This window comes from Streptomyces sp. GC420, from assembly GCF_009916105.1.
GTDB lineage: Bacteria > Actinomycetota > Actinomycetes > Streptomycetales > Streptomycetaceae > Streptomyces.
The window spans coordinates 1-15,693 of the sequence record NZ_JAAAXQ010000185.1; the positions used below are offsets into that span (position 1 = coordinate 1).

A 15,693-nucleotide genomic window follows, 5' to 3' on the forward strand; every position below is an offset into this window, starting at 1 on the left:
GGCGCAGGGGGCAGCCGGGTCGGGCGGCTCACCAGCCACCGGCGAACCGGCTCACCAGCCACCGGCTCACCACTTGGCGATGTCGCCGCGCGGCATCTTCGGGTGCCGGCGCGGCGGAGTACGGCCGCTGAGCAGGATGTAGCGGGCGGCGCGGTGGCGCTGGCCCGCGTACGGGGCCAGCAGTTCCAGCATCGCCTCGTCGTCGGCGTCGCGGTCACCCACCAAGGCGTAACCGATGATGCCGGGCAGATGCAGGTCGCCGACGGTCACCGCGTCCACGGCGCCGTTGGAGCGCTGCACCGTCTCGGCGGCCGTCCAGGGGCCGATGCCCGGCACCAGTTGGAGGCGACGCATCGCGGCCTCCTCGTCCATCGAGGCCGCCTCCTCCAGCCGGGACGCGACCCGGACCGCCCGCAGGATCGTCGAGGCGCGCTTGTTGTCGACGCCCGCGCGATGCCACTCCCAGGAGGGGATCATCCGCCAGGTGCCCGGCTCGGGCATGACGTGCATCCGCTCCGCGGGGCCGGGAGCGGGCACACCGTACTGGCGCACCAGCAGCCGCCAGGCGCGGTACGCCTCGTCCGCGGTGACCTTCTGCTCCAGGATCGAGGGGATCAGCGACTCCAGGACCAGTCCGGTGCGCAGCAGCCGCAGCCCGGGGCGGCGGCGCGCCGACTCGTGCACGAGCCGGTGCCGCGGCTCGAAGGCCTCCGGTTCGTCGAGCGCGCCCAGCAGCTCCGGAAGCCGGTCCAGCAGCCAGTCCGCGCCCGGACCCCATGCCTGCGCCTCCACCGTGCCGGAACGGACGGCAACCCTGAGGGTGCCGGGGCCCGCGGGGGTGCGGGTGGCCCGCCACACCGAGCCGTCCGGGGTCGTGCGGAAGGTCGGGTCGCCGGGCCCGCGGCGCAGCGGCCCCAGCACCAGGCCGAGGTCGAACGGCCCGGGCGGGATCCAGGTGCGGGTGGCGGTCCTGCCCGGGGCCGCTGTCCTGGGCACGGGGACATGGCCGCCGCGCACGGTGGTGCGGGTGGGGCGCTGGGGTGCGAATCGGCCTGCCACGCGCAAGAGCCTAGGGCCCGGTGACGGTGCGGGTCCCGCTCGGGCCCGACCCGGGCCGGCGTCGGCCCGGTGCCGGGTGCCGGATGCCGACCCGGTGCCGGGCACAGCTCACGGAGCTGGACGCCGGGCGGCTTCCTCACCCGCCTCCGGGCGGTCGGATCTACCGGGCCGCTCTCCCCGGCCGAGACCGGACCGGACTGCGGGGCACCCAGGGTCCACGGCCACCGGGCCGGGGCGGACAGCTCCGGGCCGGTGACGGACGGCGGCTGCGCACGCGCCGACGCTGGGGCAGTGTGGACGTCAGACGCCCGCGCGCCAAGCAGACCGCGGCACCGGCCGTGGAGAGAACAGCAGAACTGAGCCCCGATGCCCCGCGGGCCCACCGCACCGACCGGAAGCTCGGCCGCCCGCCCCGGCCGGACGGCCGCCGGATCGGGGCGGACGCACGTACCCGCCCCGAGTGCCCGGCGCCGCCGCGCGCCCGCGCGGCAGGCGGGACCCGGCACCCGTCCCGACGGCAGAGACCCGAGCCCGGGACCCGAGCCCGGGACCCGGCGGCCAGACACAGCCCGACGGTCCCGGGATCGGGACAGACGGCGGCCGCACATGCGCCGGCGCTGGAGGCAAGGCTGACGTCACGCTGCCCGCGCGGCGGGCAGAAGGCGGCGCCGGCCGCGAAGGAGCCGCGCGGACGCGAGGCCCGGCGACGGCCCCCGCGTCGCGGCGGACACGCGTACGGGGCCGGGCCGCCGCGCGGGGCGGGCGGGGAGTCCGGGCTGCCGCGGTGGAGCGGCGTTCACTGGTCGGAGGAGAAGCGGATCGAGGCCGCGGGGATGACCGCGTCGCACCAGACGCGGACGCCGGAGCGCAGTTCGTTGTCCGCGCCGACCTGGGCGCCGTCGCCGATGACGGCGTCCGACACGACGCTACGGGCCCCGATGCGGGCGCCCGCGCCGACGAGGGAGTCGGTGATGACCGCGCCCGGCCCGACGACCGCTCCGTCGAGGATCGCGGAGCCGCTGACGCGGGCGCCCTCGTGGATGACTGCGCCGGAGCCGACGACCGTGCCCTCGCTCAGCTTCGCGTCCGCCGCGACCTGCGCGTCCGGCAGGACCAGCCGGTCCCCGCACCGGCCGGGCACCGCCGGGGAGGGCGCCCGGCCCATGACGAGGTCGGCGGACCCGCGGACGAAGGCCTGCGGCGTGCCGAGGTCCAGCCAGTACGTGGAGTCGACCATGCCCCGCAGATGGGCGCCCGCGGCAAGCAGGTCGGGGAAGGTCTCACGCTCCACCGAGACCGGGCGGCCGGTGGGGATGGAGTCGATCACAGAACGGTTGAAGACGTACGCGCCCGCGTTGATCTGGTCGGTGACGATCTCCTCGGGCGTCTGCGGCTTCTCCAGGAAGGCGGTGACCCGTCCGGTGCCGTCCGTGGGTACCAGGCCGAAGGCTCGCGGGTCCTGAACACGCGTCAGGTGCAGGGACACGTCGGCGCCGGACGTGCGGTGGGTGGCGACGAGTGCCTCGATGTCGAGGCCGGTCAGGATGTCGCCGTTGAAGACGAGGACGGGGTCGCCGGGCCCCGAGTGGAGCCGCCCGGCGACATTGCGGATCGCTCCGCCGGTGCCGAGCGGCTCCCTCTCGGTGACGTACTCCAGGTGCAGTCCGAGCGACGAGCCGTCACCGAAGTACGGCTCGAAGACCTCCGCGAGGTACGAGGTGGCGAGCACGACGTGTTCCACGCCTGCCGCTCGCGCCCGTGCCAGCTGGTGGGTGAGGAACGGGACCCCCGCCGCCGGGACCATGGGCTTGGGCGTGTGCACCGTCAGCGGGCGCAGCCGGGTGCCCTTGCCGCCGACCAGGAGGATGGCTTCTGTCACCTGTTGTCTTCGCTTCCTGCTGGGGCCGGTCGAGTGGCGGCCAGTGTATGCAGACTGTGTTGATATGTCCCCGATTCATCTGCCTTGGAGGCCGGCGGACTCGGTCCGGGTCGTACCGAGCTTGCTGTAGAGGCGGCTCCCCGGGCATTCGGTGGCGAAGCCGTCCCGGTGCCCGGAGATGACGTTGAGTCTGACTTTGGTTCCCTTCGGGTACTTGTTTCCACCGGACGTCAGTGTCGTCGTGCCCTTGGGATTGGCTCCGTGCAGGCCGAGCTTCCACGCGGTCAGCCGGGCGACAGCGGTGACGGCCGACGTCGACGGCGTGGAATCCGAATAGGTCCCGAGGACGGCGATGCCCATGCTGTTGGCATTGAAACCGAGGGTGTGCGCGCCCAGTACGGGCTCGGCCACTCCCCCGGCCCGGCCTTCGTAGATGTTTCCGCACTTGTCGACGGCGAAGTTGTAGCCGAAGTCGCGCCAGCCCATGCTCACGACGTGGTAGCGGTAGATACCACGGAGGACCGAGGGCGCCTGCGCGCAGGTGTAGTTGTTGCCGGTGGCACTGTGGTGGACGAAGGCGGCCTTGATCTTGCTGGTGTAGACGAAGGAGCCCTCGCGCAGCGACTCGTCGGCACCCCACCCCTTGCGGGTGACGATGCGCGGGCGCGGTCCGATGTACGGGCCCGCCGCGGCGCCCGTCAGCGTGGCGCCCGCCTGCACGACACCCCCTGGTGAGCCGCCGGTGAGCGCCCCGGCGACGGCGGTCACGGCACCCACGGCGTCCCCGGCGAGTGTGCCGGCGCCGATTGCCGCGACCGTCTCGACGGCGCTCTCCGCGGTGACCTCGGCGGCGTCCTCGGCGTCCTCGGCCGCGTTCTGCGCCGCGGCGCCGAGAACCTGGCCCCCGGTGACGGCGATCGCGTCGGCCAGGGTCTCCTCCTCGTCGAGTTCGGGCAGTTCCAGGGGTTCTTCTGGCAGCGCGGCGAGGGCCGCCGTCCGCGGGCCCCGGGCCCGGGCCTGAGACCGGGACTCGGACCCGAACTCGGACCCGGACTCGGCCTCGGCCTCGGGCCGGGATGGTCCGTCGCCCGGGTCGACGAGTTCGACGCGCAGGCCCGCCGGGAGCGCGGGGGACGGGGTGGCCGAGCGGCGGGAGTCGCCGCCCGCGCGCTGTGCCCGTACCCGGACCTCGATGCCGTCCGAGTCGCCGACCCACAGCGGGGCCGTGCTGCCGCGGGCCCGGCCGGAGCGGCCCTCGGCGGTGTCGGGGTCGGCGGCGTGCTCACCGTTGTGCGTCTGGAGGTCCTGCCAGTCGGACCAGGTTCCCGTGCCGGTCGCGCGGGTGCGCACCTGGACGGTGCCGTGGAGTTCGGCGGAGGCGTCGTCCCAGACGACGCCGACAAGTGAGAACGGCTCGATCTCGCGGCGTATCAGGCTCCTTTCGCCCACCGCGCCGAGTATCCGGTCGGAGGGCGGGTCCAGAGGCAGCGATCGGGTGCTGCCCGGTACGGAGGGGTCTTCTGGGCTGGGGGCGGCGACGGCGGGCGACGAGCCGGTCAGCGGAAGAGCGAGAGCGGCCGTGCACGCGACACCGATCGATGTGGCGATAAATCGACGCATAGAGGGAATGCTGGACGGACCTCGGCCCGTACGCCACGGGAGAACTGACGGCAGGTCCGCCGGATCGGCGCCCCGGCGGCCCGGGGAGGGCCCGCCCGCGAGTCCTGGGCGGCGTACTCTTGCGCAGGTGAACGCCACCGACCGCACCCCCGCCGACCTGCTGCGATCCGCGCTCGCCGCGGACCCGGCCCGCCCTTTGGTGACCTTCTACGACGACGCCACGGGCGAACGCGTCGAACTTTCCGTCGCCACCTTCGCCAATTGGGTGGCCAAGACCGCCAACCTCCTTCAGGGCGACCTCTCCGCAGGCCCCGGCGACCGGCTGGCCCTGCTGCTGCCGGCGCACTGGCAGACGGCCGTGTGGCTGCTCGCCTGTTCCTCGGTGGGCGTGGTAGCGGACGTGGGCGGCACCCCCGCGGACGCGGACGTGGTGGTCTGCGGGCCCGACTCGCTCGAGGAGGCGCGGGCCTGCGGTGGCGAGCGGGTGGCCCTCGCGCTGCGCCCGCTGGGCGGCCGCTTCCCGCAGCCACCGGCCGGCTTCGCCGACTACGCGGTCGAGGTGCCGAGCCAGGGCGACCGTTTCGCCCCGTACGCCCCGGTGGATCCGGACGCTCCCGCCCTGGTCGTCGGCGGCCTCGCGCTGACGGGCACCGAGCTGGTGGCGCGCTCCCGGCAGGACGCGGATCGGCTCGGGCTAGGCGGCGGGGCGCGGCTGCTGTCGGGGCTTGGGTACGACAGCTGGGACGGCCTGTCGGCCGGGCTGTACGCGCCGCTCGCCGCCGGGGGCTCCGTCGTGCTCTGCCGCAACCTGGGGCAGCTGGGCGAGGGCGGCCTGGAGAAGCGGATCGAGAGCGAGCGCGTCACCCGTACGGCGGTCTAGCCCGGCTCCGGCGGGGCACCCGTGCACGGCCACCCGTCCGGCCCACCGGCACTCCGGGAGCAGGGGCCGCGCGGGCCGGAGCGCGGGATGATCGGGGGTGAGCACAACCTTGCGCAGGGTTCAGCCGTCTGCCCATGTGACCGGTGGCCCAGCGCGCCGCCGACCCGTACAGAGGGATGGACGCAGACGTGACCGACAGCGCAGGCACGCCCGCCGAACCGGAGCAGCCGGACGAGGACGAGCCGCCGACCGGAACGCCTGAGCCCGAGGGGACGACGGGGACCGCGACGGAGAAGGAAGAGTGCGCGCCGGCCGCCTCCACCGGCACCGGCACCGGCAGCAACAGCAACAGCAACGAAGAGAGCGGCCGCGCGGAGGCCTCGGACGGGGGCAGGGGCGGCAACGACGGCGACGGAGCCGGGGACGACTCGGCCGGAGCCACGGGCGGCGCCCCGCACAAACGGCACTGGGTGCGCTGGACGGCGCTCGGCGCGGCCGTCGTCGTCCTGGCGGCCGCCGGTGTGGGCTGGTCTCTGTACAAGAAGCTCGACAGCAACATCACCACCGACGAGTACACGGCCCGGGAGCTGGAGAAGTACGAGAAGGAGCGGCCGACCCCGGTCGTCCGCAGCGCGCAGAACATCCTGCTGATCGGCTCCGACACCCGCGAGGGCAAGGGCAACGACAAGTACGGGCAGGACGGCGGATCGCAGCGCTCGGACACGACGATCCTGCTCCACCTGTCCGCCGACCGGGAGAGCGCGACCGCCGTGAGCATCCCCCGGGATCTGATGGTTGACATACCCGCCTGCACCCGGAAGGGCGGGGACCGGACCGAGGCCAGGTTCGCGCAGTTCAACTGGGCGTACCAGTTCGCGGGCGCCTCCTGCACGATCCGCACCGTCGAGAAGCTCACGGACATCCGCATCGACCACCACATGGTGGTCGACTTCAAGGGCTTCAAGAAGATGGTCGACGCGGTGGACGGCGTACGGATCTGCCTCAAGGAGCCGGTCGACGACAAGGACGCGCACCTGAAGCTCCCGGCGGGCGAGCAGACCCTCGACGGCGAGCAGGCGCTCGGCTACGTACGGGCCCGCAAGTCCATCGGCCGCGGCAGCGACACCGAACGCATGGACCGGCAGCAGCAGTTCCTGGGCGCCCTCGTCGACAAGGTGCAGAGCAACGGCGTACTGCTCAATCCGGCGCGGCTGTATCCCGTGCTGGACGCGGCGACGTCCTCGCTCACCACGGATCCGGGGCTGAACTCGCTCAGGGACCTCTACGAGTTGGTGCGCCGGGTCCGCGACATCCCCACGGACAATGTGCAGTTCCTGACGGTTCCGCGGCAACCGTACGCGAATGACCCGAATCGCGATGAACTCGTCCAGCCCGAGGCGGACGAACTGTTCGAGCTGCTGCGGGAGGACGCGCCCCTGCGGGTCTCACCGGACGGGACCAGGGAGGGGGACGAGGAGAAGGGCGACGAGGATGAGAGCGGCCGGGCCGAGAGCGCCGAGCCCGACTCGCCGGCCAGCAGCCCTCCCCCGACCTTCCGCGGAACCACGGCGGCGCCCGCGACGTGTGAATAGACCTGTGATCGATTGATGAGAAATGAGTAAAGCCACGCCAAAGCCGTTACGGCAGAGGCGAGGGATTAGGCGGATTGCCCGGTTGTAGGGGGGAGTGGAATGCATCACCGCTGTCGCTCGACGCCGGACTTGGCGGATAGTGTGAGCGGCCCGGTGCGGTCGACTTCCAGTCACGCACTGCTGGATCGGCCGACCCAGCGGCTGAGCGGGCGCCTCGAGGGGGAAGGCACCCGCGCCGGCGACGGAGGACTCAGGCAATCGTGAACACGCAAGGCCGTGGGCGGGACGACATCGATCCCGCGGACCAGTGGGTACTCAACCCGGCGACCGGCGATTACGAACTGCGACCAATCCCTTCCGGAGCGCATCACCAGGCACGGTCCCGGGCCGCCGCGGCGCCCTCCGCCCCCGACACACCTGGGGCGGGCACAGGGAGCGGATCCGGGCGGCGCGCTTCCGGGACCCGCAGGCCCGAAGTCCCACCGCAGCGCAGAAGGACGGTTTCCGGTTCCTCCCCGGAGCGGCAGGGACCGGCGGGCCGCCGCAAGCGCAGGCCGGAGAGGTCGAAGAAGTCCAAGGCGCTGATGTGGACCGGCGGCGTCCTGGCCTTTGTCGTGGTCGGCGGGTCGGTCGGCGCGTACGCCGTCTACAAGCACTTCACCGGGAACATCCGGACGATCCCCGACGACGGGGCGGGAACCGGCGGCTTCAGCAAGGACCGCGCCGTCAACGTGCTGCTGATCGGCACGGACAAGCGCACCGGCGCCGGCAACGACGGATACGGCGACAGGAACAGCCCGGGGCACGCCGACACCACGATCCTGCTGCACGTGTCCAAGGACCGTACGAACGCCACCGCGATGAGCATCCCCCGCGACCTCATCACCGACATCCCGGACTGCCCGACCGCGCAGGAGGACGGCTCGACGAAGGTCATTCCGGGCACACCGGGCAAGAGGTTCAACAACAGTCTCGGGCAGTACGGGCGCACGCCGAGCTGCACGATGCGAACGGTGACCGAGCTCACCGGAATCAAGATCGACCACTTCATGGTGGCCGACTTCAACGCGGTGAAGACCCTGACCACCGCCGTCGGCGGCGTCAAGGTCTGCCTGGCCAAGGACATCGACGACCCGGACTCCAAGCTCAAGCTGTCCGAGGGTGAGCACACCATCCAGGGCGAGCAGGCACTCGCCTTCGTACGCACCCGGAAGAGCTTCGGAAACTCCGGAGACCTCGACCGCATAAAGACGCAGCAGCAGTTCCTGAGCTCGCTGATGCGCAGGATGAAGTCGGACGACACCCTGACCGACCCGAAGAAGATGTGGAACCTGGCCGAGGCCGCCACCGAGGCACTGACCGTCGACTCCACGCTGAAGGACATCGGCAAGCTGCGCGACCTGGCCATGGAGCTCAACAAGGTCGACACGAAGAACATCAGCTTCGCCACCATCCCCGTGCTGGACAATCCGGCCGAGGTCGTGAAAGCCACCGTGGTCCTCGACGAGACGAGGGCTCCGCAGCTCTTCTCGATGGTCAAGGACGACGTCTCGCTCACCGAGGTGAAGAAGAAGCAGGACGCGGCGAAGAAGGACGCGGAGGCGGCCAGGCTCAAGGGTCCGAAGGCCGACGCCGCCGACGTCCGTGTCAAGGTCGTCAACGGCGGTGCCAAGGCCGGCTCGGCCCAGACCACACTGGCATGGCTTCAGAACGAAGAAGGCGTCCTGAAGTCGGAGAACGGCGGCAACGCGGCCGCCGAAGTGAAGAAGACCCGCCTCGTCTACGGACCCAACCAAGCCGACCAGGCACGGCGACTCGCGGACATCATGGGCCTTCCCGGATCGGCGCTGAAGCCGGCCTCCGCGGACGCCGGTGAGTTCGAGCCGATGCTGCTCACACTCGGTCCCGACTTCCAGGAACCGGGAACTCCGCTCACCGCGCCGACGAAGCTGCCGGAGGGCGTCCAGAAGGTCGAGGCCGACAAGCAAGTGTGCGCCAAGTGAAGCCCGTGCAAAGGGCCTTGGCTCCATGCGGAACACCCAGGGGAGGGGCCCGTTGACGCAGCACAGTGCCATTCGGGGGGAAGGGGCGCGCGAACATGCGCCACAGGCCGGTGACACCGGCCGGCAGGACGGATCGTACGAGGAGAGCACGTCGGCGAGACGGACCGCACGGCAAGGCCCCGGCAGCGGCCAGGGCCCGGCGGGCGGGGGACGCCGGCACGGCGGCACGGGAGCGGGTCGGGGCAGGCGGGCACTGCGCTGGGCGGCGATAACCGTCTCGCTGGTCATACTCGGCACCGCGGGTGCCGGATACCTCTACTACGACCACTTGAACGACCAGATCAAGAAGGACAAGCTGACCCTCGGCGACAAGGAGATGGCCGACCACAAGGCCAACGCCGCGGGCCAGACACCGATCAACATCCTCCTCATCGGCTCCGACGCGCGGGACTCGAAGGAGAACCAGAAGCTCGGCGGCGCGAAGGACACCTTCGGCGCCCCGCCGCTCGCCGACGTGCAGATGCTGCTCCACCTCTCGGCGGACCGCAGCAACATCTCCGTGGTCAGCATGCCGCGCGACACGCTGGTGAAGATCCCCAAGTGCACCGACCCGAAGACCGGTGAGGAGTACCCGGCCACCGAGGGCCGGAGGCTGACGAACGAGACGCTCGGCCGCGGCGGGCCCGGCTGCACGGTGGCGACCTGGTACGAGCTGACCGGCATCACCATCGACCACTTCATGATGGTCGACTTCGCGGGCGTGGTGTCCATGGCCGACGCCGTCGGCGGCGTGCCGGTCTGTGTGGACGCCAACATCTACTCGCACACCTCCGACGGCAAGGGCTCCGGCCTCAAACTGGAGAAGGGCACCACCCCGGTCAAGGGCGAGCAGGCCCTGCAGTGGCTGCGCACCCGCTACGGATTCGAGGACAGCAGCGACCTCGCCCGCACCCACGCCCAGCACATGTACATGAACTCGATGGTGCGCCAGCTCAAGGCGAACGCCTCCCTGTCCAACCCGAACAAGCTGCGCAAGCTCGCCGAGGCCGCCACCGACGCGCTGACCGTCGACGAGGGCCTGGACACCATCGGAAAGCTGATCGACCTCGGCGACGAGCTGAAGAAGGTGCCTTCTTCGCGGATCACCATGACCACCATGCCGAACCAGTACTCCACCATTCCGGGGCTCACCGGCAAGGTGGAGCCCAAGCCGGGCGAGGCGGAGCAGCTGTTCCGGCTGATCCGTGAGGACATCGCGCTCGACGGCAAGGACAAGAAGAAGAAAAAGCCTGCGGCCACGGCCTCCGAGGACAAGGCCGCGGCGGCGGAGGAGATCGGCGTGCTCGTGCAGAACGGCACGCGGACGAGCACCGGATCGACCGGTGGCCGGGCCAACTCCGTGGCCCAGGCGCTGGTGGCCGAGGGATTCACCAAGGCCGTCGCGGACCCGACGGCACTGCTGTCCCAGGAGACCACCACCATCAGCTACCCGAGCGCCGAACTCGAGGGTGACGCACAGGCCGTGGCCAAGGCGATCGGACTGCCGCTGAGCTCGGTGAGGAAATCGACCGACGTCACGCAGATCACGCTGGTCGTGGGCACCGACTGGACCACCGGCGACAAGTACCCGAAGACCGAGGAGGACAACACGACGCCCGAGTCGGCGCGTGCCCTCAACGGTGCCAAGGAGGACGCCTGCATGGAGGTCAACCCGGACTTCACCTGGTAGCGGTGGCCGGGAACCCCGCACGGCGAAAGGAGCGGCCCGGGACGGTGTGTGCACCGTCCCGGGCCGCTTCCTCGTGCCCGACCGCTTCGGCGCCCGACCGTTCGTGCCTGCCCGCCGCCGGTACGCCGTTACGCCGTGGCCCCGACCGCCGGCCTGCGGCTCGCGATGACCTTCTTCGCCAGCGAACGCGGGCTGGTGAGGAAGCCGTACCCCCACGACATGTGCATCGTCGCCAGCGCCACCGGGATCCGCAGCCGGGCCTTCAGGCCCAGTCCCTTGCCCGCCGGTATGGAGCCGAGGGTGATCGCCGCGAGGTAGCCACCGGGGACCAGCAGCGCCCAGGGGGTGAGCGCGACGCCCGCCACCAGGCCGGCGGCGATGGCGCAGACGGCGGCAGGCGGGGCGAGGTAGCGCAGGTTGATCGACCCGGCGTGGAAGCGGGCGACGACATGCCGCCAGCGCCCGTAGTCCTTGTACTGCTTGGCGAGGGCCCGGACGCTCGGGCGCGGCCGGTAGGAGACCTTCAGCTCGGGCGAGAACCAGATCAGGCCCCCCGCCTCACGGATGCGGAAGTTCAGCTCCCAGTCCTGGGCGCGGATGAACTCCTCGTTGTAGCCGCCCTGCTGCTCCAGCGCCTCGCGGCGGAAGACACCCAGGTACACCGTCTCGGCCGGGCCCGCCGCGCCGCCCGTGTGGAAGGCCGCGTTCCCGACGCCGATCTTCGAGGTCATGGCGGCGGCGACCGCGCGCTCCCAGTCGTTCTCGCCCTCGGCGTGCATGATGCCGCCGACGTTCTGCGCGCCGGTCTCCTCCAGGAGGCGGACGGCGGTCGCGATGTAGTCGGGCGAGAGCATGCCGTGGCCGTCGACCCGCACCACGACCGGATGACGCGAGGCCTTGATGGCGGCGTTCAGCGCGGCGGGGGTGCGGCCCGTGGGATTCGGGACCGTGTGCACCCGGGCTCGCGGGTTCGCGGCGTTCTCGGCGACCAGTTCCGCGGCGATCTCGTCGGTGCGGTCCGTCGAGGGGCCGAGGGCGATCACGACCTCCATCTCGCCGTCGTACTCCTGCCGGAGGATGTGGTGGACGGAGTTGCGGAGATGCCGTTCCTCATTGAGCACCGGCATGATCACAGATACGGGCGTGGCGTTCATGGTGGCCTCACGTTACCGCGAACGGGGGACGGCGACGCTCGCCACCCGAGTGGCTGCGCCGGGCTGGAGATCGTATCGGCCTACGGTGCTACGCGATCCCCTTCCCCGCCTGCGGAGGAGTCCCGCGTGACCGCACCGCACCGCCCGCACCGACCGTCCCGCCGCCCCGACCCGGCCGCCCGCCGGCCGCGTCCCCGACCGCGGGCCCGCGCGGACCGGCGGCGGTCGCAGCGGCCGCCCTGGGGCATGCGGGTGGTCACCGCCGTCTCCGTACTGGTCCTGGGCGCGGGCGCGATCGGGCACGCCACGCTGTCCGGCATGGACACCGGGATCGACCGCGTGGACGCCTTCAGGGACATGAAGAACCGCCCCGACCACGGCCGGGGAATGAACATCCTGCTGGTCGGCACCGACGGACGGGACAAGGTCGGCGCCGAGGACCGGCGCGCGTACCGGCTGGGCGGGGCACCCTGCAACTGCACCGACACGGTGATGCTGCTGCACCTGTCCGGGGACCGGGAACGGGCGAGCGTGGTGAGCCTGCCGCGCGACTCCTACGCCGAGCTGCCCGCCCACACGGACCGGTCGACCGGCCGGCGTCACGGCGCGCACCCGGTGAAGCTCAACGCCGCCTACGCGGAGGGCGGGCCGAGCCTCACGGTACGGACCGTGGAGAGCATGACGAAGGTGAAGATCGACCACTACCTGGAGATCGACTTCGTCAGTTTCATGCGGGCAGTCGACGTCCTGGGCGGGGTGGAGATCTGCACGGCCCGCCCGCTGCGGGACTCGCACACCGGCCTGGACCTCGCCCCCGGCCGCCATCTGCTGCGCGGTGGCGACGCCCTGCGCTACGTGCGCTCCCGGCACATCGACGGAACTGCCGACCTGAGCCGGATGCAGCGCCAGCAGCGCTTCCTCGCGGCGCTGATGGACAGGGCCACCGGCAGCGGGGTGCTGCTCAACCCGGTGACGTTCAAGGAGGTGTCGACGACGCTGCTGGACGCGGTGCGCGCCGACCGCGGCTTCGGTGCGCGGCAGGTGCTGGACCTCGCCCGCGCCCTGCGCGGCTTCTCCCCAGCCTCCTCGGAGTTCGTCTCGGTCCCCACCGAGAGGACGGCCCAGCCGGTCCGGGGCATCGGCTCGACCCTGAGGTGGGACGAGGACGGGGCGGAGAGGCTTTTCGAGGCGGTGCGCGAGGACCGGCCGCTGGCCACCGCCGGCCGGCCGCGCGCGCCGCGGGGGAAGACCGTGGACGTGGCGCCCCGCGAGATCCGGGTGCGGGTCGAGAACGGCACCTCGATCCCGGGTCTGGGCGGCAGGGTGGACCGCCAGCTCCGGGCGACGGGCTTCGACACGACCCGGACCCCGCGGACGGCCCGGGAGCAGGGGGCGCGGCGCACCGTCATCGCGTACGACCCGCGCTGGAAGCGTTCGGCGAGAGCGCTGCTGGCGGCGCTGCCCGGCAGCGAACTGCGCGCGGTGCCGGGGACGGGCCCGACGCTCACGGTGACGGTCGGCTCGGCGTTCCGGAGGGTGACGCCCGTACGGGCCGGGGTGACCGGCGGGAACCGGCTCGGCGTGACCACCGGCGACAAGGAGGTGTGCCGCTGACGGCCGGGGCCGTCAGTCCCCGAAGCCCTCGGCGGCGCGCTTCTCCCGCAGTTCCTTGATGGCACGCCGCCTGGCCAGCCGGTGGGTGCGCCGGATCTGGGCCTCCTGGTAGCGCCGCTTGTCCTGCTCGGTCTCGGGGAGGACGGGCGGCACGGGGCGCGGGCGGCCGTCGGCGTCGACGGCCGCGAAGACGAGATAGGCGCTGCCGACCTGCGCGGCGGGATCGGACTTGTTCCAGCGTTCCGCCGTGACCCGCACCCCGACCTCCATGGAGGACCGGCCGGTCCAGTTGACCTGTGCCTTCACATGCACCAGGTCACCGACGCGCACGGGCTCCAGGAAGACCATCTCGTCCATGGACGCGGTGACGGCGGGTCCGCCCGAGTGCCTGCCCGCGACGGCGCCCGCGGCGTCGTCCACCAGTTTCATGATCACACCTCCGTGCACCGTCCCGAGGAGGTTGGTGTCGTTGTGGGTCATGATGTGGCTCAAGGTGGTGCGGGACGCCGAGGTGGGCTTGCCCGGAATCGGCTGCTCAGGCTGCTCTGTCATGTCCTCCACCTTATGCCGGGCCCCGGATGCGTCCGGATTGTCGGGGTTCAGCAACAGCGTTGATGCGATTTTCCACACAGCCTGTAAGACATACGTCCCCGCACTGCACACTGGTCCGCATGAATGACTGGCCCAACGGGTGGACCGACGACGGCAATGATCGTTACGGGCGCGGCAGCGCGAGCACGCAGCCTGAGGGCGCCCGTGTGATGCGGCACGTGCAGCGCGGCGGCGGCACGGTCTCGCCGCCCTCCGTGCCCGCGCAGCAGCGCGGGTACGACGATCCGTACGGTGCCGCACCGGGCCACTCCGACGGCTACAACACGGGCCAGGTCTACGGCGGCGGTCCCGCGGGCCCGTCCCGGGGGCGCGGCGCCGACGGGCCGCCGGACTGGCGCCGGCGCCTGAAGATCGGCGCGCTGGTGTTCGGCGTCGTCTTCCTGGCGTGGAGCATCGGCACGTACTTCTGGGCCGACTCCAAACTCAGGCGCGAGGTCGACCTGTCCAAGGTGATCGAGCGGCCCGAGGCCGGCGAGGGCACCAACTACCTCATCGTGGGCTCGGACAGCCGTGAGGGCATGACCGACGAGGAGAAGAAGGAGCTCCACACCGGGTCCGCCGAGGGCAAGCGCACCGACTCGATGATGATCCTGCACACCGGCGACAACGGCTCCACGCTGATCTCGCTGCCTCGCGACTCCAACGTCGAGATCCCGTCCTTCAAGGGCTCCGAGTCGGGCAAGCTCTACGAGGGCACCGGCCGGCAGGTGAAGCTGAACGCCGCGTACGCCGAGGACGGCCCCGAACTCCTCGTCAGGACCGTCGAGTTCAACACCGGGCTGCGCATCGACCACTACGTGGAGATCGGTTTCGCGGGCTTCGCGAACATCGTTGACGCGGTCGGCGGCGTCGAGATCGACATCCCGAAGGCCTTCAAGGACTCCAAGTCCGGCGCCGACTTCAAGAAGGGCAAGCAGACCCTGAACGGCCAGGAGGCGCTGGCCTTCGTCCGTACCCGTTACGCGTTCGCGCGCGCCGACCTGGACCGTACGAAGAACCAGCAGAAGTTCCTCGCGGCCCTCGCCAACGAGGCCGCGACACCGTCGACCGTGCTCAACCCGTTCAGGCTCTACCCGACCATGAGCGCGGGCCTGGACACCCTGATCGTCGACAAGGACATGGGCCTGATCGACCTGGCCGACATGTTCTGGGCGATGAAGGGCGTGACGGGCGGCGACGGCACGTCGATGAACATGCCCATATCGGGCAGCGCGGGCGGCAACCTGGTCTGGGACAAGGCCAAGGTCAAGCAGCTGGTGCAGGAGCTGAAGGCCGACGAGAAGGTCACGGTCACGGGCGACTGAGGCCGCGCGGACGCGAGACGGCCGGGGCCGGGGGTTCATGGGAACCCCCGGCCCCGGCCGTTGACGGCACCGTGCGTGTGCCGCGTGGTGCCGCGTGTGCTGCGGGTCCGTCGGGTTCGCCGGTCCGTCGGGTTCGCGGGTCCGTTACGGCAGGTTGCGGGCCATGACGACGCGCTGGACCTGGTTGGTGCCCTCGTAGATCTGGGTGATCTTGGCGTCGCGCATCATCCGCTCGACCGGGTAGTCA

12 protein-coding genes are annotated in these 15,693 nt (G+C 71.6%); 6 read left to right on the forward strand and 6 right to left on the reverse strand.

What is annotated here, in order from left to right; genetic code table 11:
* Positions 1 to 66: 66 nt before the first annotated feature.
* The 3 genes from GUY61_RS21985 to GUY61_RS21995 form a co-directional block, all read right to left on the reverse strand.
* On the reverse strand, positions 67 to 1,059 hold the full coding sequence (locus tag GUY61_RS21985; protein WP_166631944.1) for a DNA-3-methyladenine glycosylase: 993 nt from the start codon (positions 1,057 to 1,059) through the stop codon (positions 67 to 69).
* A gap of 796 nt (positions 1,060 to 1,855) precedes the next feature.
* Positions 1,856 to 2,938, reverse strand: a complete 1,083-nt coding sequence (locus GUY61_RS21990; protein ID WP_166631945.1) for an NDP-sugar synthase — start codon at positions 2,936 to 2,938, stop codon at positions 1,856 to 1,858.
* A gap of 75 nt (positions 2,939 to 3,013) precedes the next feature.
* Positions 3,014 to 4,558 carry a peptidoglycan recognition protein gene (locus GUY61_RS21995; RefSeq protein ID WP_166631946.1) on the reverse strand — a complete coding sequence of 515 codons (1,545 nt, stop codon included), beginning with the start codon at positions 4,556 to 4,558 and terminating at the stop codon, positions 3,014 to 3,016.
* A 127-nt stretch (positions 4,559 to 4,685) separates the two neighbouring features.
* Here GUY61_RS21995 and GUY61_RS22000 point away from each other — a divergent pair, with 127 nt between their 5' ends.
* From GUY61_RS22000 to GUY61_RS22015, 4 genes are all read left to right on the forward strand, one after another.
* A complete protein-coding gene (locus GUY61_RS22000; RefSeq protein ID WP_166631947.1) occupies positions 4,686 to 5,438 on the forward strand; it encodes a TIGR03089 family protein in 753 nt (250 codons plus the stop codon).
* Positions 5,439 to 5,626: 188 nt separating this feature from the next.
* Positions 5,627 to 7,030, forward strand: coding sequence for an LCP family protein (locus GUY61_RS22005; protein ID WP_398956431.1), 1,404 nt, complete (start codon positions 5,627 to 5,629; stop codon positions 7,028 to 7,030).
* A gap of 260 nt (positions 7,031 to 7,290) precedes the next feature.
* Complete coding sequence (locus tag GUY61_RS22010; protein WP_166631949.1) at positions 7,291 to 9,033, forward strand: LCP family protein; 1,743 nt, start codon at positions 7,291 to 7,293, stop codon at positions 9,031 to 9,033.
* 25 nt (positions 9,034 to 9,058) lie between these two features.
* Positions 9,059 to 10,762 carry an LCP family protein gene (locus tag GUY61_RS22015; RefSeq protein WP_166631950.1) on the forward strand — a complete coding sequence of 568 codons (1,704 nt, stop codon included), beginning with the start codon at positions 9,059 to 9,061 and terminating at the stop codon, positions 10,760 to 10,762.
* 128 nt (positions 10,763 to 10,890) lie between these two features.
* On the opposite strand, the gene GUY61_RS22020 is transcribed toward GUY61_RS22015, so the two are convergent.
* A complete protein-coding gene (locus tag GUY61_RS22020) occupies positions 10,891 to 11,916 on the reverse strand; it encodes a glycosyltransferase family 2 protein (RefSeq protein ID WP_166631951.1) in 1,026 nt (341 codons plus the stop codon).
* 246 nt (positions 11,917 to 12,162) lie between these two features.
* Between GUY61_RS22020 and GUY61_RS22025 the strand changes: the two genes are divergently transcribed.
* Complete coding sequence (locus tag GUY61_RS22025) at positions 12,163 to 13,530, forward strand: LCP family protein (RefSeq protein ID WP_166631954.1); 1,368 nt, start codon at positions 12,163 to 12,165, stop codon at positions 13,528 to 13,530.
* Between the two features lie 12 nt (positions 13,531 to 13,542).
* Here GUY61_RS22025 and GUY61_RS22030 read toward each other — a convergent pair whose 3' ends face one another.
* The gene (locus GUY61_RS22030) at positions 13,543 to 14,082 is read right to left on the reverse strand and encodes an acyl-CoA thioesterase (protein WP_166631952.1); all 540 of its coding nucleotides are present in this window, start codon (positions 14,080 to 14,082) and stop codon (positions 13,543 to 13,545) included.
* A 119-nt stretch (positions 14,083 to 14,201) separates the two neighbouring features.
* Between GUY61_RS22030 and GUY61_RS22035 the strand changes: the two genes are divergently transcribed.
* Positions 14,202 to 15,446 (forward strand): LCP family protein, encoded by a 1,245-nt coding sequence (locus tag GUY61_RS22035; protein ID WP_166631953.1) that lies wholly within the window; start codon positions 14,202 to 14,204, stop codon positions 15,444 to 15,446.
* Positions 15,447 to 15,590: 144 nt separating this feature from the next.
* Here GUY61_RS22035 and GUY61_RS22040 read toward each other — a convergent pair.
* The coding region (locus GUY61_RS22040) for an acyl-CoA dehydrogenase family protein (protein WP_166630724.1) at positions 15,591 to 15,693 on the reverse strand (103 nt) is incomplete at its 5' end.